The sequence below is a fragment of the Streptomyces bugieae genome (genome assembly GCF_036352915.1).
In the GTDB taxonomy this organism is placed as follows: domain Bacteria; phylum Actinomycetota; class Actinomycetes; order Streptomycetales; family Streptomycetaceae; genus Streptomyces; species Streptomyces endophytica.
The window spans coordinates 97,440-120,847 of the sequence record NZ_JAZBJP010000014.1 but is presented as its reverse complement, the minus strand read 5'-3'; the positions used below and the strand labels follow the sequence as shown (position 1 = coordinate 120,847).

At 69.6% G+C, this 23,408-nt stretch carries 15 protein-coding genes; 3 read left to right on the top strand and 12 right to left on the bottom strand.

Annotated features, from left to right (window positions below):
- Positions 1-54: 54 nt before the first annotated feature.
- The 9 genes from V2J85_RS22145 to ngcE form a co-directional block, all read right to left on the bottom strand.
- Positions 55-1,590 (bottom strand): amino acid permease, encoded by a 1,536-nt coding sequence (locus V2J85_RS22145; RefSeq protein WP_261955156.1) that lies wholly within the window; start codon positions 1,588-1,590, stop codon positions 55-57.
- A gap of 198 nt (positions 1,591-1,788) precedes the next feature.
- A complete protein-coding gene (dxs, locus tag V2J85_RS22140) occupies positions 1,789-3,759 on the bottom strand; it encodes a 1-deoxy-D-xylulose-5-phosphate synthase (RefSeq protein WP_261955157.1) in 1,971 nt (656 codons plus the stop codon).
- Between the two features lie 277 nt (positions 3,760-4,036).
- Positions 4,037-5,437 (bottom strand): sugar ABC transporter permease, encoded by a 1,401-nt coding sequence (locus tag V2J85_RS22135; protein ID WP_330822525.1) that lies wholly within the window; start codon positions 5,435-5,437, stop codon positions 4,037-4,039.
- Positions 5,434-6,234, bottom strand: a complete 801-nt coding sequence (locus V2J85_RS22130) for an ATP-binding cassette domain-containing protein (protein WP_265364899.1) — start codon at positions 6,232-6,234, stop codon at positions 5,434-5,436. The genes V2J85_RS22135 and V2J85_RS22130 overlap by 4 nt, the downstream gene beginning before the upstream one ends.
- Before the next feature lie 259 nt (positions 6,235-6,493).
- On the bottom strand, positions 6,494-7,588 hold the full coding sequence (locus V2J85_RS22125) for a substrate-binding domain-containing protein (RefSeq protein WP_261955160.1): 1,095 nt from the start codon (positions 7,586-7,588) through the stop codon (positions 6,494-6,496).
- Positions 7,589-7,727: 139 nt separating this feature from the next.
- A complete protein-coding gene (locus V2J85_RS22120; RefSeq protein ID WP_261955161.1) occupies positions 7,728-8,927 on the bottom strand; it encodes an ROK family transcriptional regulator in 1,200 nt (399 codons plus the stop codon).
- A 208-nt stretch (positions 8,928-9,135) separates the two neighbouring features.
- On the bottom strand, positions 9,136-10,104 hold the full coding sequence (locus tag V2J85_RS22115; protein ID WP_261955162.1) for a carbohydrate ABC transporter permease: 969 nt from the start codon (positions 10,102-10,104) through the stop codon (positions 9,136-9,138).
- Positions 10,104-11,027: a carbohydrate ABC transporter permease gene (locus V2J85_RS22110; RefSeq protein WP_261955163.1), complete on the bottom strand. Its 924-nt coding sequence runs from the start codon at positions 11,025-11,027 to the stop codon at positions 10,104-10,106. The genes V2J85_RS22115 and V2J85_RS22110 overlap by 1 nt, the downstream gene beginning before the upstream one ends.
- A 63-nt stretch (positions 11,028-11,090) precedes the next feature.
- On the bottom strand, positions 11,091-12,530 hold the full coding sequence (gene ngcE, locus V2J85_RS22105; protein WP_265364903.1) for an N-acetylglucosamine/diacetylchitobiose ABC transporter substrate-binding protein: 1,440 nt from the start codon (positions 12,528-12,530) through the stop codon (positions 11,091-11,093).
- A gap of 434 nt (positions 12,531-12,964) precedes the next feature.
- Here ngcE and V2J85_RS22100 point away from each other — a divergent pair, with 434 nt between their 5' ends.
- A complete protein-coding gene (locus tag V2J85_RS22100) occupies positions 12,965-16,378 on the top strand; it encodes a GH92 family glycosyl hydrolase (RefSeq protein ID WP_330822524.1) in 3,414 nt (1,137 codons plus the stop codon).
- 101 nt (positions 16,379-16,479) lie between these two features.
- On the opposite strand, the gene acnA is transcribed toward V2J85_RS22100, so the two are convergent.
- Positions 16,480-19,194 (bottom strand): aconitate hydratase AcnA, encoded by a 2,715-nt coding sequence (acnA, locus tag V2J85_RS22095; RefSeq protein ID WP_315975441.1) that lies wholly within the window; start codon positions 19,192-19,194, stop codon positions 16,480-16,482.
- 222 nt (positions 19,195-19,416) lie between these two features.
- Positions 19,417-20,313, bottom strand: coding sequence for a sigma-70 family RNA polymerase sigma factor (locus tag V2J85_RS22090; RefSeq protein ID WP_261955167.1), 897 nt, complete (start codon positions 20,311-20,313; stop codon positions 19,417-19,419).
- Between the two features lie 67 nt (positions 20,314-20,380).
- On the opposite strand from V2J85_RS22090, the gene V2J85_RS22085 reads away from it, so the two are divergent.
- Complete coding sequence (locus tag V2J85_RS22085; protein WP_261955168.1) at positions 20,381-21,553, top strand: alkene reductase; 1,173 nt, start codon at positions 20,381-20,383, stop codon at positions 21,551-21,553.
- Positions 21,554-21,640: 87 nt separating this feature from the next.
- A complete protein-coding gene (locus V2J85_RS22080) occupies positions 21,641-22,555 on the top strand; it encodes a sigma-70 family RNA polymerase sigma factor (RefSeq protein ID WP_330822523.1) in 915 nt (304 codons plus the stop codon).
- A 47-nt stretch (positions 22,556-22,602) separates the two neighbouring features.
- Here V2J85_RS22080 and V2J85_RS22075 read toward each other — a convergent pair whose 3' ends face one another.
- A complete protein-coding gene (locus V2J85_RS22075; protein WP_330822546.1) occupies positions 22,603-23,367 on the bottom strand; it encodes a S16 family serine protease in 765 nt (254 codons plus the stop codon).
- Positions 23,368-23,408 lie beyond the last annotated feature (41 nt).

The following is a 23,408-nucleotide window of genomic DNA, read 5'->3' as shown; positions in this document are numbered from 1 at the left end:
GCAGGTCCGGTCGGGGTCCCGGCCGGCCCGGGTGATCCGTGCGACGGGCCCGCGCTAGCCGTTGTTCTGCCGGTTGCGGAGGCCGAGGCGGCTGTGCGATCTGCTGTAGAGGAAGTAGACGACGAAGCCGATGGCCATCCAGATCGCGAACCGGATCCACGTCTCGGCGGGCAGGTTGAGCATCAGCCACAGCGAGGCGAGGACCGACACCACCGGCACCACTGGCACCCACGGGGTGCGGAAGGAGCGCGGCAGGTCGGGGCGGGAGCGGCGGAGCAGGATGACGCCGACGGCGACGACCACGAACGCGAAGAGCGTGCCGATGTTGACCAGCTCGGCGAGCACGTCGATCGAGGTGAAGCCGGAGACGATGGCGACGACGACGCCCAGGGCGATGGTCGAGCGGTAGGGCGTGCCGAACCGCGGGTGGGCGACGGAGAACACCCGCGGCAGCAGGCCGTCCCGGCTCATCGCGAAGAACACCCGGCTCTGGCCGAGCAGCAGGATCATGCAGACCGAGGTCAGGCCGACCGCGGCGCCGAAGCTGATGACGTCGGCGAAGAACGGCTTGCCGAGGTCCTTGAACGCGTCCGCGAGCGGGGCGTCGACCGACAGCCTGCTGTACTTCTCCATGCCGGTGACCACGACCGAGACCGCGACGTACAGGACGGTGCAGATGGCCAGGGAGCCGAGGATGCCGCGCGGTACGTCCCGTTGCGGATGGCGGGTCTCCTCGGATGCGGTGGCCACGACGTCGAAGCCGATGAACGCGAAGAAGACCACGGCCGCCCCGGCGAAGATGCCCATGGTGCCGAAGTGGGACGGGGTGAACCCGAAGAGGAGCTCGATGAGAGGTGCGGACGCCCCGGCACCGGCCCCGCTGGGCTGGCTGGGCGGGACGAACGGGTGGTAGTTGGCACCGCTGATCAGGAAGGACCCGGCGATGATGACCAGCAGGACCACGGTCACCTTGACCGCCACGACCACGCCGGTCACCCGGGAGGACAGCTTCATCCCGAGGACCAGGATGACGGTCAGGGCGAGGACGAGCACGCAGGCGAGCAGGTCGAACCCGAAGTGCCCCTCGTGCGTGCCGGCAAGGCCGGCGGGCAGGTGCCATCCGGCGGTGTCCAGCAGCGAGCGGATGTAGCCGGACCAGCCGACCGCGACCACCGCGCAGCCCAGGGCGAGTTCCAGGATCAGGTCCCAGCCGATGATCCAGGCGGGCAGTTCGCCCAGTGAGGCGTAGGAGAAGGTGTAGGCCGAGCCGGCGACCGGCACGGTGGAGGCGAACTCCGCATAGCACAGCGCCGCCAGCGCGCAGACCACGCCGGCGGCGATGAAGGACAGCGCGACCGAGGGGCCGGCCTGCTCCTTGGCGATCTTTCCGGTGAGGACGAAGATGCCGGTGCCGATGATGACACCGACGCCGAATACGGTCAGGTCGAGCGCCGAGAGGGACTTCTTGAGAGTGTGTTCCGGTTCTTCGGTGTCCTGGATCGACTGCTCGACGGACTTGGTGCGGAACAGTCCGTTGTCCCGCCGCGCCGTGTGTCGTGGTCCGATGTCTGGTCCGTGCTGTGTGCTCATGGGCGAACCTCCGCCTGGACGACCCTGGCAACTCTCCTGAACTGACCGAGTCTCCGCAATGGCGTGAAACAGTCAGCTTCGGCGGGCCCCCAGGCGGCGGGGATTCACCCGATGGGGTGCGGTTACCGTGATGCCGATGGGCCGGGCGGAACATCCGTACGGATGACCGGCCGGCCCATCGGCGTCGGTGCGCGGGGTTCAGTCGCGGGCGACCTCGGCGGGCTCCGCCGTGCCCTGGGCACCGGCGGCGTCCTCGGTCGCCGCGGTGCCGGCGGCGTCCTCGTCACGGTTGTCGATCTTGGCGACCAGGCCGGTCACCTGGCGGGCGATGTCGGGGGCGGTGAGCCCGATCTCCGCCATGACCTCCTTGCGGGAGGCGTGGTCGAGGAAGCGCTCGGGGATGCCGAAGTCCCGCAGCGGCAGGTCCACCCCGGCGTCCCGCAGCGCCTGCGCGATCGCCGAACCGACGCCGCCGCTACGGGAGTTGTCCTCGACGGTGATGACGACCCGGTGCCGCGCGGCCAGGCCGGGCAGCGCCTCGTCGACCGGCTTGACCCACCGCGGGTCCACGACGGTCGTGGAGATGCCCTGCTTGTCGAGGAGGTCGGCGATCTCCAGGCACATCGGGGCGAGCGCGCCCACGGACACCAGCAGCACGTCCGGCCGCTCGGCCTCGGCGGCGGGCTCGCGCAGCACGTCCATGCCGCCGACCCGGCGCACCGCCTCGACGGCCGGGCCGACCTTGCCCTTGGAGTAGCGCACGACGGTCGGCGCGTCCTTGACCTCGACGGCCTCGCGCAGCTGCGCGCGCACCTGGTCGGCGTCGCGCGGGGCGGCGATCCGCAGGCCCGGGACGACCTGGAGCAGGGACATGTCCCACATGCCGTTGTGCGAGGCGCCGTCGTCGCCGGTGACGCCGGCCCGGTCCAGGACGAAGGTGACGCCGCACTTGTGCAGCGCGACGTCCATCAGGACCTGGTCGAAGGCGCGATTGAGGAAGGTGGCGTAGACCGCGAAGACCGGGTGCAGACCGCCGGTGGCCAGGCCCGCGGCGGAGGTCGCCGCGTGCTGCTCGGCGATGCCGACGTCGTAGACCCGGTCCGGGAACGCCTTGGCGAACTTGCCCAGGCCGACCGGCTGGAGCATCGCCGCGGTGATCGCCACGATGTCGTCGCGCTCCCGGCCCAGCTCGACCATCTCGTCGCCGAAGACGGAGGTCCAGCTGGCACCGCCGGAGGCCACCGGCAGACCGGTGTCGGGGTGGATGACGCCGATGCCGTGGAAGCGGTCCGCCTCGTCCTGCTCGGCCGGCTTGTAGCCGCGGCCCTTCTCGGTGAGGCAGTGCACGATGACCGGGCCGCCGAACCGCTTGGCGCGCTGCAGCGCGGACTCCAGGGCGTCGAGGTCGTGACCGTCGATCGGGCCGACGTACTTCAGGCCCAGGTCCTCGAACATGCCTTGCGGTGCGATGAAGTCCTTCAGGCCCTTCTTCGCGCCGTGCAGGGTCTCGTAGAGCGGCTTGCCGACGACCGGGGTGCGCTCCAGCAGGTCCTTGCCGCGGGCCAGGAAGCGCTCGTAACCGTCGGTGGTGCGCAGGGTGGCCAGGTGGTCGGCCAGGCCGCCGATGGTCGGCGCGTAGGAGCGCTCGTTGTCGTTGACGACGATGACGAGCGGGCGGTCCTTGGCGACCGCGATGTTGTTCAGCGCCTCCCAGGCCATACCGCCGGTCAGCGCGCCGTCGCCGATGACCGCGACGACGTGGTCCTTCTTCCCGCGCACCTGGTTGGCCTTGGCCAGACCGTCCGCCCAGCCCAGGACCGTCGAGGCGTGGCTGTTCTCGATGACGTCGTGCGCCGACTCCGCCCGCGAGGGGTAGCCCGACAGACCGCCCTTGGCCCGCAGCTTGGAGAAGTCCTGACGGCCGGTGAGCAGCTTGTGCACATACGACTGGTGGCCGGTGTCGAAGAGGACCCGGTCCCTGGGCGAGTCGAAGACCCGGTGCAGGGCGATGGTCAGCTCGACCACACCGAGATTCGGGCCGAGGTGGCCGCCGGTCTTGGAGACCGCGTCGACAAGGAAGGTACGGATCTCCCCCGCCAGCTGCTCCAGCTGCTCCGGGCCCAGTCGGTCCAGATCGCGCGGTCCCCTGATACGGGAAAGCAACGCCACCCCTGCCTCCTTGCTGCTTGCTGCTGCTGCCGTCGATCGATCGAGCTTGCCGATCAGATGAGTCTAATGTCGCGCCCGCTGCCGCGACGCCCGGGCCTTGCGATGTATGTCACTCGGGTGAAGCCGTCTTTCGGCCGCCCCTGGAATGCCCCCCGGGAACATGATTCGGCCCCCACCGGGACACGCCCGGTGGGGGCCGGTAACCAGCCGTCGGGGGACGACGGCGTGAGGTCAGGTGCGCCCAGCAGCGCCGCCGCACCCGAAAAACAACCCGCGGTTACGTGCGCCCAGCGGTCTTCTGCGTCCGCCGCGACACCGAGTCGATCACGACGGCGGCCAGCAGCACCGCGCCGGTGATCATGTACTGGATCTCACTGGCCATGCCCAGCAGGTTCAGGCCCTGCTGGATGGACTGGATGACCAGCATGCCCAGCAGCGCGGACCAGATCTTGCCGCGGCCGCCGAAGAGGCTGGTGCCGCCGATGACCGCCGCCGCGATGACGTTCATCAGGGTGTTGCCGGAGCCGAGGTTCTTCGTGGCGCCACCGGAGAGGCTGGCGATGAAGAGTCCACCGAAGGCGGCGAGCATCCCGGAGATCGCGAAGACGCTGATCCGGATCTTGTTCACGTTGATACCGGCCCGGCGGGCCGCCTCGGCGTTGCCGCCGACCGCGAAGATCTGCCGTCCGTACGTGGTGCGGCGCACCACGAAGTCGGCGATGACCAGGACGGCCAGGAACAGCACCAGGGCCAGCGGGAGCCCGCGGGCGCCGGCCGGCTCGTTGAGGACATAGGCGACCACGAAGGCGATCACCGCGACCACGCCGGTGCGCAGCAGGATCTCGCTGAGCGGCCGGGACGGCAGCGCGGCGGCCTTGCGGCGCTTGCTGTCCAGCAGCAGCGAGCCGGCGTACGCGAGGACCGCGACCAGCGCCAGGCCGTACGCGGCGGCCTTGTCCTCGAAGTAGTAACCGGTGAGGTTCTCGACCAGGCTGCCGCTCGGCGTGTTGATCGAGCCTTCCTGGCCCATCATCCAGATCTGCAGACCGCTCCAACCGAGGAATCCGGCCAGGGTGACGACGAACGCCGGCACGCCGATCTTGGCGAAAAAGAAACCGTGGACGACGCCGATGACCACACCGGCCGCGATGGCGATCAGGACCGCGAGCCAGTCGTTGACGCCGTGGGTGACGCTGAGCACAGCCCAGACGGCCGCGCCGACACCGGCGACCGAGCCGACGGAGAGATCGATCTCACCGAGCAGCAGGACGAAGACGATGCCGACGGCCATGATGCCGAGGCCGGAGGTGTAGACACCGATGTTCGCGAGGCTGTCCGCCGACAGGAAGCTGCTGTTCTTGAGCTGGAAGACGATCGCGATGACGATCAGGCCGATGACGACCGGCAGCGAGCCCAGCTCACCGCCGCGCAGCCGGCGCTTGAAGTCGGCGAGGTAGCCGGCCAGGCCCGCTTCCCGGACCAGCAGCCGGGGGTCGACGGCGGCGGGCTGGGGGGCATCGACGGCGGTGGCCTGCGCGGTCTCCGCCGGGGCCTCGGCCGCGGTCTCCGCAGCGCTGTCGGCCGCGGTCTCCGTAGCGCTGTCGGCCGCGGTCTCCGTAGCGCTGTCGGCCGCGGTCTCCGTAGCCTCGCCCGAAGGCTCCTTGGTGAGGTCGCTCATGCTCCGGCCTCCTTCTTCACCTGGTCCGTGCGCGCCTTGCGGCGGGTCACCGCGTTGTCCGAGGCACCCGTGATGGCGGCGATGATCTCTTCGTGGGAGGTGCCCTCGACGTCGAAGACACCGTTGTTGCGGCCCAGCCGCAGCACCGCGACCCGGTCCGCGACGGCCTGCACATCGGCCATGTTGTGGCTGATGAGGATGACGCCCAGCCCGCGCTCGCGCAGCCGCTCGACCAGGTCGAGGACCTGCGCGGTCTGCTCGACGCCGAGCGCGGCGGTGGGCTCGTCGAGGATGACGATCTTCGGGTCGCCGATCAGCGCACGGGCGATGGCGACGACCTGCCGCTGGCCGCCGGAGAGCGCGGCGACCGGGATGCGGACGCTGGGGATGCGGATGGAGAGGGTGTCGAGCAGTTCCTTGGCGCGCTTCTCCATGGCGATCTCGTCGAGGACGCCGGCGGTGCGGCTCTCGTTGCCGAGGAAGAGGTTGGCGACGACGTCGAGGTTGTCGCAGAGCGCGAGGTCCTGGTAGACGGTCGCGACGCCGAGCTCCTGGGCGTCGTGCGGCTTGTTGATGCGGACCGCCTCGCCCTCCCACTCGATGGTGCCGTCGTCGACCGGGTGGACGCCCGAGATGGTCTTGACCAGGGTGGACTTGCCGGCGCCGTTGTCGCCCACGAGGGCGACCACCTCACCGGGGTGGATCTCCAGCGTGACGTCCGTGAGTGCCTGGACGGCGCCGAACCGCTTGGAGATTCCGCGCAACGCCAGCACAGGCGTAGCGGACACGTGAATCATCTCCTTCGCCGCCGTCACAACGGCGGGGGGCATGGTGGTGCGAAGAGGGGTGCGTGATGAGCGGGGAGAGAAGGGGGGCTCTGCGAGCGGTCAGAGGGGTGCTCCGCGAGCCGAGGGTGCTGCGGGGGGACGGCCCCGCCCGCGCCCGGAACGGGTCGGCGCGGGCCGGGGCCTTGAGGCCGGGGGCCTTGCGCGGCACCGAGTACGTGGTGCCGCGTGTGGTGCCCCGTGGGTGAGGTGAGGTAGGTGCTGCCGTCGGCTACTTGATGCCGGCCGCCGCGCAGGCCTTCTTGAGGTCGCCGGTGCAGATCTGGCTCGCCTTGTAGACCTTGTCCTTGATGATCGTGGAGGCGATGTTGTCCTTGGTCACGATCTGCGCGTCGTAGAGCTTGGCGGGGATGCCCTTGACCGCGCCGCTGAGGCTGTCGACCTTGGTGGACGTCAGGGAGTCGATCTTCTCGCCCTTGAGCAGCTTGACCGCGATCTCGGCCGTGGAGTCGGCCTGCGGCTTGATCTGCTTGTAGATGGTGAACGCCTGGTCGCCCTTGAGGATCCGCTGCAGACCCGCGAGCTCGGCGTCCTGGCCGCCGACCGGGACCTTGACGCCCTTCTGCTTCAGCGCGGTGATGATGCCGCCGGCCATGCCGTCGTTGCCGGAGTAGACGCCCTGGATCCCGTCCTTGCCGAGCGAGTCGAGGGCGGCGTTCATCTTCTTGTTGGCCTCGTCCGACGACCAGTCCGGGATGTCCTGCTCGTACGCGACCTTCTTGACCTGCTTGTCGAGGACGCTGTGCGCGCCCTTCTTGAAGAACGGCATGTTCGGGTCGGTCGGCGAGCCGTTGATCATGACGACATTGCTGTCCTTGGCCTTGTCGCCGAGCGCCTTGACCAGCGCCTGCCCCTGGAGGCGGCCGATCTTCTCGTTGTCGTAGGAGACATAGGCCGAAATTTTGCCCTCGGCCAGACGGTCGTAGGCGATGACCTTGACGCCCTTCTTGGCGGCCTGGTTCACCCACGACTGGGTCGCCTTGTAGTCGACCGGGTCCAGGATGATCACCTTCACGCCCTGGGTGATCAGCGCGTCGAACTGCTTCTTCTGGGTCTCGGTCTCCTGCGCCGCGTTGTTGTACTTCACCGTGCAGTCGCTGCACAGCTGCTTGATCTTCGCCTCCATCATCGGACGGTCGAAGGTCTCGTAACGCGTGGTCTTGTTCTCCGGCAGGAGCAGGCCGATGGTCTTGTTGTCGCCACCGCCGCCCTTGGCGCCGTCTCCGGCCTTGCCGCAGGCGGCCACGGAGAGGGCCATCGAGACGGCGGCGGTGCCTATGACGACGCGACGCGTCCAAACGTTCATTGGGGTTGCCTCCCTGACGAGGCCGCGTCGTTGCGGCCGAGGTGGGGGAAGTCAACTCGGCCGCTAGCCGACCGTCAAGGAGTAAATCCTTAACGAGATGACAACGGTGCCATGCGTTAGCTGTGTGAACGCAGAGCGCTCATGCCAGGGCAGGCGCATCCACGTTCTGCGCCCCGTCGAGCAGGGTCGAATCGCCCATCTCGCTCAGCACCAGCGCCAGCGCGCCCAGCACCTCGGCACGACCGCCGAGCGTGCCGGTGACGATGCCCAACTGCCGTGCGGCGCTGGGAATTGCGTAGCGCGAGACGGACTCGCGGATCGGTGCGAGCACCAGCTCACCGGCATCGGCGAGATCGCCGCCGAGCACCACTCGGCTGGGATTGAGCAGATTGCAGAGGTTCGCCACACCACTACCGATATGACGGCCTACGTCCGCGATGACCCGCCGGCAGCCCGGGTCGCCCTCGCGGGCCAGCTGGACCACCCGCGCCATGGTCAGATCGGGTCCGTGGCTCGGCTGCAGCAGCGGCAGGACGTACCGGGCGGCGGTGAAGGTCTCCAGGCAGCCGCGGTTGCCGCACCGGCACACCGGCCCGGACTCGTCCAGCGTGATGTGCCCGATCTCGCCCGCGGTGCCGCCCGGCCCGCGGTAGATCTGCCCGCTGATCACCAGCCCGGCACCGACACCGCTGGCGACCTTGATGTATGCGAGGTCGGCGGCCCCGCGGCCACCGCCCCAGACCAGCTCGCCCAGCGCGCCGAGGTTGGCGTCGTTGTCGACGTACACGGGGACGCCGAGCCGCCCGGACAGCTCCTGGCGGGGGTTCGTACCGGTCCAGCCCGGCAGGATCGCGGTCGAGCCCAGCGTCCCGGATTCCACGTCGATCGGTCCGGGCACGCCCAGGCCGACGCCGATGACCTTGTCCGCGCCGATCCCGGTCGCCGCGATCAGCCGGTTGACCAGGTGTTCCGCGCGGTCGAAGCCCTCCGCGGCGGAGGCATCCACATCGATCGGCTCGGCCTCCTCGGCGAGCACCTGGTGCGCCAGGTTGCCGACCGCCACGCGCAGGTGGGAGTGGCCGAAGTCGACGCCCACGACGATGCCGGCGTCACCCGAGAGCGAGACGCTGCGCGCCCGCCGGCCGCCCGCCGAGGTGGGGGTGACCTCGACGGTGCCGCCGTCCTTCAGTTCCCGGACGATGTTGGAGACGGTGGCCGCGGACAGCCCCGTGCTCCGGGCGATCTCCGCCTGCGTGAGCGAGCCCGCCATGCGTACGGCGCGTACCACCCGCTCCAGATTGGCCCGGTGCAGCGAGGACTGCGACCCCGGAGTCTCCATCGACTCATCCACTCCCGCCTGGGACGGACGGCGCGACGACCGCCCGCCGGGCCGGGCCACAACAGCGGGGCCCGGCTTGTCTCCAACATGTGAATCTAAGCTGAGCTGCCCGGGCCACCTCCCGTCAAGTCCTTCATCGACCCCGAAACCAGCACAGCGCACGTGCCTCCCGCCGGCAATCCGGCGGGAGGCACGGTCTGATCAGGCACTACTTGAGCGCGCCGGCGGTCAGCCCGGCCACCACCTGGCGCTGGAAGATGATGTAGGCGGCGAGCACCGGGAGCATCGCGATCGTCAGACCCGCGAACAGTCCCGACCAGTCGCCCTTGTATCCCTGGCTCACCGCCAGGGCCACCAGCCCCTGGGTGAGCATCTTCTTGTCCGGGTCGCCGACGTTGAGCACCGTCGGCAGCAGGTACTGGTTCCACTGCCCGAGGAAGTTGAAGATCCCGACGCTGATCAGGCCGGGCTTGGCCATCGGCAGCATGACCTGGAAGAAGGTGCGGGTGTGCGAGGCGCCGTCGATCAGCGCGGCCTCGGCCACCGAGGTGGGCAGCGTCCGGAAGAAGCCGCTCAGGAAGAAGACCGTGAACGGCAGCGAGTAGGCGATGTAGACCAGGATCAGGCCGTGGTAGCTGTCCAGCAGCGCCATGTTCTTCATGACGAAGAACAGCGGCACCAGCGCCAGGATGACCGGGAAGCCCATGCCGCCGACGAACAGGAAGTAGAGGAAGCGGTTGCCGGGGAAGTCGAAGCGGGCCAGCACATAGGCCGCCATCGACCCGAGCAGCATCGTGCCGATGAGCGAACCGCCCACCACGATCAGCGAGTTGAGGAAGTACTGGCCCATGTTCGCCTTGTCCCAGGCGCGGGCCCAGTTGTCGAAGTGCAGGACCGAGGGCAGGCTCCAGGGCGAACCGAAGATCTCGGTGTCGTCCTTGAAGGAGCTGACCACCGCCCAGAGCAGCGGCATGGTCACCAACAGGCCCCAGATGACCAGCACTCCGTGCGAGAAGACGTTGAGGACCCGGCCCTCGCCACCGCCGTTCCGGCCGGCCGCACCGTCCGTGCCGCCGCGTCCGGCGCGCGGCCCGGGCACCCGCGAGGCGGCCCCGCCGGGCGGCCCCTGCTCCTTGGTGACGCCCGGGAGGTCCGCGGGGTCGGTCTGCGCGCTCATCAGAACTCCAGTCGCTCGCGGCGTCCCAGCCGCATGACGATGCCCGAGAAGATCAGGGTCACGATCAGCAGGGAAACGCCGATGGCGGTCGCATAGCCGGCCTGACCGTCGCGGAACGTCTTCTGGTACACGTACAGCGGAAGGACCTCGGTCGAATAGTCGGGACCGCCCGGGCCGACGCTCATGATCTGCACGAACGCGAAGGCCGAAACGTCCAGGGCGAGAATGCCCATGTAGATCCAGCCGGTCTGCACGGTGTCCCACAGCAGCGGCAGGGTGATCCGGAAGAAGGTGTTGAAGCGGTTCGCGCCGTCCAGCAGCGCGGCCTCGTAGAAGTCCTTCGGAATGGAACTCATACCGGCCGAGAACAGCACGACGTAGAAACCGACATTGGCCCACACCATGGCGGCCATCACGCACCACAGCGCGAGCTGCGGATCCCCCAGCCAGTCGGGCTGCACACTGTCGAGCCCGATCGCCTGGAAGAACGCGTTCAGGGCGCCGCTCTCCGGGTTGTAGGCGAACTGGAACAGCAGCGCCACGATCGGGACCGACAGCACCTGCGGGAAGAAGTAGAGGATTTTGTAGGCGCCCGAGCCGCGCACCCCGCCGATGACCGCCTTCTTCCGGCGGCGGCCACCGACGTTGAGCATGAACGCGAAGAACAACCCGAGCGAGAGCGTCACCACCGGCAGCAGCAGCAACAGCGTGACGCTGTTGCCCACCGCCGCCCAGAACACCTCGTCCTTGAAGAGGCGGGCGTAATTGTCGAACCCGACCACCTGCAGGTCCGGACTCAGGCCGGTCCAGTCCGTGAAGGAGTAGTAGATGGCCTGGAGGAATGGCGAGATCACGAAGATCGCATAAATCGCCAGCGGGAGCACCAAGAACCCCGCGATGAAACGGTACTTACCGTGTTTCATGACTACCGATCCCGCTCTCTGCCTGCGTTCCCACCGCCGGTGACGCGTCGGACGACGTATCGGTCAGCGCTTGTACTTCTTCACGCTGGAATCGTCGCGGGTTTCGTCCGCGTACTTCTGGATCTTCGTGATGGCCTCGTCGGGCGTCATCCGGCCGGCCATCATCTCGCCCAGCGCACCGACCCCGATGCGTTCCTTCTGCAGCGCCACGTACCAGTCCTGCAGCCGCGGATTGACGATGTTCTGGCCCGCCTTCTGCAGCGCGGCCTGCGCCGATGCCAGGCCCGGCGGCAGCTTCAGTCCTTCCGTGCCGCCGTTGAGCGAGGTCAGCGAGGACACCTGCTTGATGAAGTTCTGCGCGGACTGCTTGCTGAGCATGATGCGCAGCAATTCCATTCCGCCCTCGGCGTTCCGTGCCTTCCTCGGGACGATGTACGGCTCGCCGCCGGACGCCCAGATCGTGCCGTACGGCATCTTGTCGGAGGAGGACAGGCTGGACGGGGCACCGACCGCGAGGTCGAAGTTCGGGTTCTTCGCGATCTGCTTGGCCGACTCGTTCTCCACCCAGGAGCCGTTGGGGATGAACAGCGCCTTGCCCTCGGCCCAGGCCTTCTGCGACTGGAGGTGGTCCAGGCCGGGCGAGCCCTTCAGCACATAGCCCTTGCGGTACAGCTCGTAATAGGCCTCGAAGGCCGCCTTGACCGCCGGGTCCTTCCAGGCGTTGGGCTCCAGATTGTCGATCTTCTTCAGGACCTCTTCGCCACCGATCTTCGCGATGAACGGGTAGAGGCTGAAGGGCAGGTAGTACGGGTACTTACCGGGGTACGTCCAGCCGGCGACGCCCTTCTTCTTGGCCTTCGCGCAGAGCGCGAGCATGTCGTCCCAGGTTTCGGGGTATTCCGCGTCGAGCTTCTGCAGATTGCTCCGGGAGTACCACACGCCGTACACCGTGTAGGCGTAGTACAGGATCCAGGTCTCCTTGCCGCCGAACTGCCCCATTTCGACGACACCGGGGCGCAGGGTGTCGCGCACCTTCTTGTTCGGGTCGTCGGCGGAGGGGGCGTCCAGGAGCGGGGTGAGGTCGGTCAGCTGGTCCTTGGCCACCAGCGTGCCGAAATCCATCTGCTCGGCGCCGGAGTTGTCGACCAGGTCCGGGGGGTTTCCGCCGTTGAAGCGCGGTTGCAGGGTCGACTGGATCTTCTGGGTCGAGGACAGCTTGACCTTGCCGTCGGCCTTCGGGAAGGACTTGACGTACAGGGCCTGGGCGTCCTTGGCGTATTTGTCGCCGAATCCGCCGTCGAAGATGACCACGTCGAGGCCGGCCGAATCGTTGACCGCCAGCGGATTCTTCGCCGACTTCTTGCCCTTTTCGACCTTGTCCTCGTCGCCGCCACCACCGCTGGCACAGGCGGACAGCACGCTCATGGCCGGTACCGCGACGATCCCCAGGGCGGCGGCTCGCTTGACCAGATCGCGACGATTGAATTCTGAGGTGGATCCCATGCTCAAGTCCTCGCCTTCTTCAGGACTCAGGCGGTGTACCGGAGCCACCCCGGCACCGCGGGTCAGATGAAGCTGAGTTGTACGGGATGTGCACCGGGCCTGCTAGGGAAATGCGGGTCAATCATCCGTTCCCCGCTTTCCCCCCGGATCCACGGCCTGGGTCGTACGGCCGGTCGGACGCCGACAGGTATAGTCCACTTCCAGCCGAAGGGGCAAGATCGAATGCAGGGTTGGACGGGCATCTTTCCCTAGTTGAGACCTCGCGGACATGCGGCGCATCTGCCGCCGGCGGCCCGGCGGATCACCCGCGACACGATCGGCACCCCGATCGCAGCGACACCCTTGACACCAAAGTCCCCACGCACGTTACTTATCTCTGTTTATCTTGGCGCCATTCAACTGACAACGATGTCAACCTGGTTGAGAGGGCTCGCGTGCGGATCCGACACCGGCACCGTCATCTGCGGGGCATCACCCGCCCGGCCGCCCTCACGGCGGCCGTTCTGCTCGTCCTCACCCTCCCCGGCCCGGCCCAGGCCGCGCCGCCCCACACGCCCCGCGCGGACGCGGAGTTCAGCTCCTCCTTCGAACCCGGCCAGCCCCGGCCCGACTGGACCGACACCGCCGAGACCGGCCCCGACGGCAGGCCCCGGACCTCCGGCGTGAGCCCGGAGACCACCCCGGCGGCGCCCGGCATGAGCACCCGCCCCGACACCGGCCCCACCGACTCCCCCACCGCCAAGGCCCACGCCGGCTTCACCGGCGGGCACGCTCTGCGGTACGCCGGATCCCACACCGCCGAGGGCCACGGTTACGCGTACAACAAGATCTTCGACGTCAACGTCCCGGTCACCGCGGCCACTTCGCTCTCGTACATGGTCTTCCCGGAGATGGCCAAAACCGATCTGTCCTACCCTGCGACCCATGTCGCGGTCGATCTGGCCTTCACCGACGGCACGTACCTCAGCGACCTGTCCGCACTCGACCAGCACGGCGTCCCGCTGACCCCGCAGGGCCAGGCCGCGTCCAAGACGCTCTACGTCAACCAGTGGAACTACCGCACCTCGCGGATCGGCGCGGTCGCCGCCGGCAAGACCGTCGACCGGATCCTGGTCGCCTACGACGCGCCCAAGGCCCCCTCCGCCACGCCCGCCTTCCGCGGCTGGGTCGACGACATCACCCTCCGGCCCACCCCGCCGGAGAAACCGCTCGCCCATCTGTCGGACTACGCGCTCACCACCCGCGGCACCCTCTCCAGCGGCGGCTTCTCGCGCGGCAACACCTTCCCGGCCACCGCCGTCCCCAACGGCTTCAACTTCTGGACCCCGGTGACCAACGCGGGCTCCGCCGACTGGCTCTACGAGTACGCGCGGAAGAACAACGCCGACAACCTGCCCACCCTCCAGGCGTTCAGCGCCAGCCACGAACCCAGCCCCTGGATGGGCGACCGGCAGACCTTCCAGGTGATGCCGTCCGTCGCGGACGGCACCCCGGACGCCTCCCGCACCGGCCGCGCGCTGCCGTTCCACCACGGCAACGAGACCGCCCGGCCGCACTACTACGGCGTGACCTTCGACAACGGCCTCAAGACGGAGATCACCCCGACCGACCACGCCGCGCTGATGCGCTTCACCTTCCCCGGCGACCGGGCGAGCCTGATCTTCGACAACGTCAACAACAAGGGCGGGCTGAGCCTGGACACCGACCGCGGGGTGGTCACCGGCTTCTCGGACGTCCGCAGCGGGCTGTCCGTCGGCGCCACCCGGCTCTTCGTATACGGCGTCTTCGACGCACCGGTGACCGGCGGCGGAAGGCTGGAAGGCGGCGGCAAGGACGTCACCGGCTACCTCCGCTTCCGTCCGGGCGCCGACCGGACCGTGACCATGCGGATCGCCACCTCGCTGATCAGCGTGGACCAGGCCCGGGCGAACCTGAACCGGGAGATCCCGGCCGGCACCGCCTTCGGCACCGTCGAGCAGCGGGCGCAGGCGCGGTGGGACGCGCTCCTCGGCCGCATCGAGGTCCAGGGCGCCGGCCGCGACCAGCTGACCACCCTCTACTCGAACCTCTACCGGCTCTACCTCTACCCCAACTCCGGTTTCGAGCAGGTCGGTTCGCGCAGCCGCTATGCGAGCCCGTTCTCGCCGCAGACCGGCCCCGACACCCCGACCCGCACCGGATCGAAGATCGTCGACGGGGAGATCTACGTCAACAACGGCTTCTGGGACACCTACCGGACCACCTGGCCGGCCTATTCGCTGCTCACCCCGCGGCGGGCCGGGAAAATGGTCGACGGTTTCGTCCAGCAGTACAAGGACGGCGGCTGGATCTCGCGGTGGTCCTCGCCCGGGTACGCGGACCTGATGACCGGTACGAGTTCCGACGTGGCCTTCGCCGACGCCTATGTCAAGGGCGTGAAATTCGACGCCGAGGCCGCCTACGCCGCGGCCGTCAAGAACGCCACGGTCGCCCCGCCCGGCTCCGGCGTCGGCCGCAAGGGCATGGACACCGCGCCCTTCCTCGGCTACACGAGCACCGCCACCCGTGAGGGCATGTCCTGGGCACTGGAGGGCTATCTCAACGACTTCGGCATCGCCCGTATGGGCCAGGCCCTCTACGAGAAGACCAAGAAGCCCCGCTACAAGGAGGAATCCGACTATTTCCTGGGCCGCGCCCGGAATTACGTCAAACTCTTCGACGACCGGATCGGCTTCTTCCAGGGCAAGGACTCCCAGGGCCACTGGCGGCTGCCCCCGGAGAAGTTCGACCCCCGGGTCTGGGGCAACGACTACACCGAGACCAACGCCTGGACCGCCGCCTTCACCGCACCGCAGGACACCCGGGGCCTGGCCAACCTCTACGGCGGCCGCGCCGCGCTGGCGAAGAAGCTGGACGGCTACTTCGCCACCCCGGAAACCGCCGCCAAGGAATTCGCCGGCTCGTACGGCGACGTGATCCACGAAATGACCGAGGCCCGCGACACCCGGATGGGCATGTACGGCCACAACAACCAGCCGTCGCACCACATCGCCTATCTCTACGACGCGGCCGGGCAGCCCTGGAAGGCCCAGGAGAAGGTCCGGGAGGCGCTCTCCCGGCTCTACCTCGGCAGTGAGATCGGCCAGGGATATCCGGGCGACGAGGACAACGGCGAGATGTCCGCGTGGTACGTCTTCAGCGCGCTCGGCTTCTACCCGCTGGTGATGGGCCAGGGCGAATACGCGGTGGGTTCGCCGCTGTTCACCAAGGCCACGATCCACCTGGAGAACGGCCGCGATCTCGTCATCGAGGCCCCGCGCAACAACGCCCGCAACGTCTACGTACAGGGCCTCCGGGTCAACGGAAAGCCCTGGAATTCCACCGCGCTGCCGCACCGGCTGCTCGCCCGCGGCGGGACCCTCGAATTCACCATGGGCGACCGGCCGTCCTCCTGGGGCACCGGTCCGCACGCCGCGCCCACGTCCCTCACCAAGGACGACGGGGTGCCGGTGCCGCCGGCGGACACCACCGACCCGTCCGCCGGCCCGCTCTTCGACAACACCTCCGACACGGCGGCCCCGCTCACCGCGGCGCCGATCGACCTGCCCCGGCCGTCCCGGGTCACCTCGTACACCCTCACCTCGGCCGACCGCGGCACCGCGCCGACCGGCTGGCGGCTGGAGGGCTCCGCGGACGGCAGTCACTGGACGCCGCTGGACCGCCGCTCCGGTGAGTCGTTCGCCTGGGACCGCCAGACCCGGGTCTTCGCGCTCGCCCACCCCGCGGACTACCGGCACTACCGGCTGGTGCCCGACGGCGCCGCCACGCTCGCCGAGGTCGAGCTGCTGGGAGCGCCGGACACCCGGTGACCCGGGGCGGTGACACCGCCGCACCCACGCGGACGGGCCGCACCCCTCGGTCGAGGAGTGCGGCCCGTCGTGGCGCTGCCGCCGGGTGCGGTTGCCGGGGATTACTTGCGGATCAGCGACCGCAGCACGTACTGCATGATGCCGCCGTTGCGGTAGTAGTCGGCCTCACCGGGGGTGTCGATGCGGACGACCGCGTCGAACTCGACGCCCGTGTCGGTGGTGACCTTGACCGTGCGCGGCGTGGTGCCGTTGTTGAGCTCCTCGACGCCGGTGAAGGAGAAGGTCTCCTCGCCGGTCAGACCGAGGGACTCGGCGTTGGCACCCTCCGGGAACTGCAGCGGCAGGACGCCCATGCCGATGAGGTTCGAGCGGTGGATGCGCTCGTAGGACTCGGCGATGACGGCCTTGACGCCCAGGAGCGCGGTGCCCTTGGCGGCCCAGTCGCGGGACGAACCGGAGCCGTACTCCTTGCCCGCGAGCACGACGAGCGGGGTGCCCTGCTCGATGTAGTTGCGCGAGGCGTCGTAGATGAAGGAGACGGGCGCGTCGGCCTGCGTGAAGTCGCGGGTGTAGCCGCCCTCGGTGCCCGGCGCGATCTGGTTGCGCAGGCGGATGTTGGCGAACGTGCCGCGGATCATGACCTCGTGGTTGCCACGGCGCGAGCCGTAGGAGTTGAAGTCACGACGCTCGACGCCGTGCTCCGTGAGGTACTTGCCGGCCGGGGTGTCGGCCTTGATCGCACCGGCCGGGGAGATGTGGTCGGTGGTGACCGAGTCGCCCAGCTTGGCGAGGACGCGGGCGCCGGTGATGTCGGAGACCGGGGTGGTCTCCATCGTCATGCCCTCGAAGTAAGGAGGCTTGCGGACGTACGTCGACTCGCTGTCCCACTCGAAGGTGTTGCCGGTCGGGATCGGCAGCGCCTGCCACTGGGCGTCGCCCGCGAAGACGTCGGAGTAGGACTTGTTGAACATGTCCTCGCCGATGGCGTTCGCCACGACGTCGTTGACCTCGGCCTCGGTCGGCCAGATGTCCGCGAGGTGGACCGGCTTGCCGTCCTGGTCGACACCGAGCGCGTCACGCGTGATGTCCACCTTCATGGAACCCGCGAGGGCGTAGGCGACGACCAGCGGCGGGGACGCCAGGTAGTTCATCTTGACGTCGGGGTTGATGCGGCCCTCGAAGTTCCGGTTGCCGGAGAGGACCGAGGTGACGGCGAGGTCGTGGTCGTTGACGGCCTTCGAGACCTCCTCGGGCAGCGGGCCCGAGTTGCCGATGCAGGTGGTGCAGCCGTAGCCGACGAGGTTGAAGCCGACCTTGTCCAGGTACGGCGTCAGGCCCGCCTTGTCGAAGTAGTCGGTGACGACCTTCGAGCCCGGGGCGAGGGTGGTCTTGACCCACGGCTTGCGGGTCAGGCCCTTCTCGACGGCCTTCTTCGCGACGAGCGCGGCGGCGACCATCACGTACGGGTTCGACGTGTTGGTGCAGGAGGTGATCGCGGCGACGGTGACGGCGCCGTGGTCGATCTCGTACGTCGAGCCGTCGGGGGCGGTCACGGTGACCGGGTTCGACGGAACGCCGTCGGTGCACGCCGGGGCGTCGGACGCCGGGAAGGACTCCTTGCCGGCCTCGTCGGCGGTGTCGACGTAGTTGCGCACGTCGAGCGCGAACTGCTGCGAGGCGTTCGCGAGGACGATGCGGTCCTGCGGGCGCTTCGGACCGGCGATCGACGGGACGACCGTGGAGAGGTCCAGCTCCAGCTTCTCGGAGAAGTCGGGCTCGGCGGCCGGGTCGAGCCAGAGGCCCTGCTCCTTGGCGTACGCCTCGACGAGCGCGACCTGCTGCTCCGAACGGCCGGTCAGCTTCAGGTAGTTGAGCGTCTCACCGTCGATCGGGAAGATCGCGGCGGTCGAGCCGAACTCCGGCGACATGTTGCCGATGGTGGCGCGGTTCGCGAGCGAGGTGGCGGCGACGCCCTCACCGTAGAACTCGACGAACTTGCCGACGACGCCGTGCTTGCGCAGCATCTCGGTGATCGTGAGCACGAGGTCGGTGGCGGTGGTGCCGGGCTTGAGCTCACCGGTCAGCTTGAAGCCGACGACGCGCGGGATGAGCATGGAGACCGGCTGGCCGAGCATCGCGGCCTCGGCCTCGATGCCGCCGACGCCCCAGCCCAGGACGCCCAGGCCGTTGACCATCGTGGTGTGCGAGTCGGTGCCGACCAGGGTGTCGGGGTAGGCCTGGCCGTTACGGACCATGACCGTACGGGCGAGGTGCTCGATGTTCACCTGGTGGACGATGCCGGTGCCCGGCGGGACGACCTTGAACTCGTCGAACGCGGTCTGGCCCCAGCGCAGGAACTGGTAGCGCTCCTTGTTGCGGCCGTACTCCAGCTCCACGTTCTGGCCGAAGGCGTCCTTCGTGCCGAACTTGTCGGCGATGACGGAGTGGTCGATGACCAGCTCGGCCGGGGCCAGCGGGTTGATCTTCGCCGGGTCGCCGCCCAGCTCCTTCACGGCCTCACGCATGGTGGCGAGGTCCACGACACAGGGCACACCGGTGAAGTCCTGCATGATCACGCGGGCCGGCGTGAACTGGATCTCCTGGCTGGGCTGGGCCTGCGAGTCCCAGTTGCCGAGCGCCCGGATGTGGTCGGCGGTGATGTTCGCGCCGTCCTCGGTGCGGAGCAGGTTCTCCAGCAGCACCTTCAGGCTGTACGGCAGACGGGCGGAGCCCTCGACCTTGTCCAGCCGGAAGATCTCGTACGACTCGTCGCCCACCTGCAGCGTGCTGCGGGCGTCGAAGCTGTTCGCCGACACGACAGTCTCCTTCATGCATGAATTCGCGCGTACCACCGCAATCCTGCCGTCACAGGGTTTTGCCCCATCCGCTAAGGTGAGCCTAAGTTAGGCACGCCTTACTAGTGCGGCCGCGGTACGCCTCTCGGCAGATATCTCGATGTCGAGATAACTCTAGTACATCGCGGCGGCGCGGTCATGCCCTGACTTTCCGGTGCTGCCTTGTCACGCGTCCGGGGCGGGTCACGCGTCCGGGGCGGCGAGGGTGAGCCGGCGCAGGCGGGCCGGATCGGCGATCACCTCGTAGGCGGCGACCCGCTCGTCCTCGACGCGCACGGTCAGGGCCAGGAGCAGGCGGCCGTGCGGAGCCACCACGATGCCCATGGTCCCGTCGATCAGCGCCGGTGCCGCGAACCGCGCGTTGCGGGCGAGCGCCACCGTCTCCCCGGCCACCGCCCGCGCACCCCGGACCAGGGACGCGGCGCCCGGCGGCAGGACGGCGGGGTCGGCCCGGCGTACGACGTCGGGGGCCAGGACGGCCAGCAGCCCGCTCAGATCGCCCTCGCGCGACGCCGTGAGGAACGCCTCGACGACCCGCCGCTGCCGGGTCAGCTCGGCGGCCGGGACCGCGGGGGTCCCGCGCACCTTGTGGCGGGCACGGCTGGCGAGCTTCTTCGTGGTGACCGGGGAGCGCTCCACGATGGGCGCGATCCGGTCGAACGGCACGGCGAACAGATCGTGCAGGACGAACGCGACCCGCTCGGCCGGCCCCAGCGTCTCCAGGACCACGAGCAGGGCCCGGCCGACCGAGTCGACGAGGAGCGCCTCGTGCTCGGGGTCGCTGCCGTCGTCCGCCTCCCGTGCCTGATCGGACGGCTGCGGCTGCCCGACCAGGTCTTCGCGCCGGGCGGCACGGGCGCGCAGCATGTCGAGGCAGACGCGGGAGACGACGGTGGTCAGCCAGGCCCCCAGGTTCTCCACACCGTCGGCGCCGGCGCGGCCGAGCCGCAGCCAGGTCTCCTGCACCGCGTCGTCCGCCTCACCGGGCGAACCGAGCATCCGGTAGGCGACGGCCCGCAACCGGCCGCGCTGCGCCTCGAACCGTTCCGCAAGCTCCGCCAGTGCGTCCTGCCCGGCCATCGGTCACCTTTCCTCGTCGTGCCCCGTCACCTCTATGACGTATCCGATCCGACCGAGGTGACCACTCATGACCACCACGACGACGCACCCGACCACGACGACGCACACCGCGACGGCTCCGGACGGGGCGGTGGCCGCCACGACGGCGGCCGGCACGGCCCAGCCGCTCCTCCGGCCGGCGGACTTCGGGGACTTCCAGCTGCCCAACCGCGTGGTGATGGCGCCCACGACCCGGGCGCGCGCCGCCGGCCCCGGCCTCGTACCGACCGACCTGCACGCCGTGCACTACGGCCAGCGGGCCGGCGCCGGCCTGATCGTCGCCGAGGGCACCTGGGTCAGCGAGCGGGCGATCGGCTTCGTCCACGTCCCGGGCATCTACCACGAGGCGCAGATCGCGGGGTGGCGGCAGGTCACCGACGTCGTGCACGCCCTCGGCGGCCGCATCGTGCTCCAGCTCTGGCACACCGGCGCCGCCTCGCACCCCGCGCACCTCGGTGGCGCGCTGCCCGGCGGACCGTCGGCGGTCAATCCGCACGAGCGGTCGTTCACCGCGACCGGCTTCCAGGACACCGTCACGCCCCGCGAGATGAGCCGGGCGGAGATCGCCACCACCGTCGCGGACTTCCGGACCGCCGCGGAGAACGCCCGCCGCGCCGGCTTCGACGGCGTCGAGATCGGTGCGCTCGGCTCGTTCCTGATCGCGCAGTTCCTCAACCCGCGGCTGAACCTCCGTACCGATGCCTACGGCACGGACCGGGCCGGCCGTCGGCGTCTGCTGCTGGAGATCATCGACGCGGTCGCGGAGCCCTGGGACGGGCGCCGCGTCGGCGTCCGGCTGTCGCCGTACTGGACCTCCGGCGACACGTTCACCGCGGATGCGGAGACCCTGGCCGCGTACGACGAGCTGGTGGCCGAGCTCAACGACCGCCCCGTGGCGTATCTGCACCTGCGCGGGCCGGAGACCGCCGGGGCGGGCGGTACCCCCGACTTCGCCGCGTTCGCCCGCTACCGCCGGCGGTTCGACGGCCCCTTCATCGCCAACCTGGGCTTCGACCGCGACTCCGGGAACGCCCTCGTCGAGGAGGGCGGCGCCGACGCCGTGTCGTACGCCCGCCACTTCATCGCCAACCCCGACCTCGTCACCCGCTTCGCCCTGGACCGGGAGCTGGCGGCCGGCGATCCGTCCACGTACTACACCGGCGACGCCCGCGGCTATGTCGACTATCCGGTCAGTGCGTGAGACCCACGTGATGTCGCGTGGCCGTCACATCGTGCCGGTCCCGTACGTCATCCCCATGACGCACCTCGGCGGGAAGGCAGGAGAGCGATGACCGACGCCCAGTGGCTGGCGGAGCAGTTCGAGCAGAACCGGGGGCATCTGCGGGCGGTGGCCTACCGGATGCTGGGCTCGCTCAGCGAGGCGGACGACGCGGTGCAGGAGGCCTGGCTGCGGCTCGGCCGGTCCGGCGCGGACGGGGTGGAGAACCTGGGCGGATGGCTGACCACGATCGTGGGGCGGGTCTGCCTGGACCAGCTGCGGATGCGCAAGGCGCGCCGCGAGGACCCCCTCGACACGCACGTCCCCGAGCCGATCGTGAGCAGCCCGGACCGCGTCGACCCGGAACAGGAGGCGCTGCTGGCCGACTCGGTGGGGCTCGCCCTGCTGGTCGTCCTGGAGACCCTCGCCCCCGCCGAGCGGCTGGCGTTCGTGCTCCACGACATGTTCGCGATGCCCTTCGACGAGATCGCGCCGGTCGTCGACCGTACGCCGGCCGCCACCCGGCAGCTCGCCAGCCGCGCCCGCCGGCGGGTCCGCGGCACCGCGCCGGCCCCGGACACCGACCTCACCCGTCAGCGGGAGGTGGTCGACGCCTTCCTCGCCGCCTCGCGCGGGGGCGACTTCGACGCGCTGCTGGCGGTGCTCGACCCGGATGTGGTGCTGCGGGCGGACGCCGGTGCCGCGCCCGGCGGCATCTCGAAGCTCGTCCGTGGGGCCCGGCCGGTCGTCGAACAGGCCCTGCTGTTCTCCCGGTTGGCGCTGTCCGCCCGGCCGGCCCTGGTCAACGGCGCGCCGGGGGCGGTCACGGTGCACAACGGCCGGCTCTTCTCCGTCATGGACTTCACCGTCGCGCACGGGAGGATCGTCGAGATCAACATCCTGGCCGACCTCGCACGGCTGCGGCGGCTGGAGCTGACCATCCTCGACGAGGGCGACGACCTGGAGGCCACCGACCGGCCATGAGTGGGGTCAACTGGCGTAATACGGCGGCGACTTGGCCTCTCCCCGTGTCAGCAGTGCGGGACCGTGCCGCCGCGGGCGAGCGCGCGCAGTGCCTGCACCGCGCTGTTGAGCGTAGTGACGGGGACCAGCCGCAGCCCCGCCGGTGCGGGCTGCACCTGCGCGCACTCCTCCTTCGGTACGAGGAAGACACTCGCCCCGTCCCGCCGCGCCGCCTGCGTCTTGAGCGCCGCGCCACCGACCGCACCCACCGTGCCGTCGGCGTCGATCGTCCCCGTACCGGCGATGGTGCGACCGCCGGTGAGGTCGCCGCCGCTGCCGTCGCCGGCCAGCTTGTCGACGATGCCGAGCGAGAACATCAGCCCGGCGCTGGGCCCGCCCACATCGTCGAGGGTCAGCTTCACCTTCACCTGGTCCGGGTCCTTGTGCAGCAGCCCGAGCGCGGCGGCGACGGCGGACCGCTGGGAGGACTTCATGTCCGCCGTGTTGTGCCGGGCGACCTGCGCATCGGACTTTCCGGGGGGAAAGACGGCATCCTTGGGCATCACCGCACGATCCGTACGGAACCAGGCGTCGACCACCTGGCCCAGGTGGGTGTCGACATGCGGACCGGTCGCCTGGATCGCCACCATCCGCAGCTGGCCGCGGGTCTTGCGCACCGGGGCACCGCTGACGGAGACGACCTCCCCGCCGCCATGCGTTCCCAGCACGTTCGTGGTCTGCCCGGGCCGCGCGACGGAGTACGGCAGCGGCGCGAAACCCGCCACGGCGAGCAGCGCCACCAGCGGCACGGCGCCGAGCGCGATCCCCCGCACCCGGGCACGGGACCGGGACCGGCCGGGAGCCGGCGTCGGCG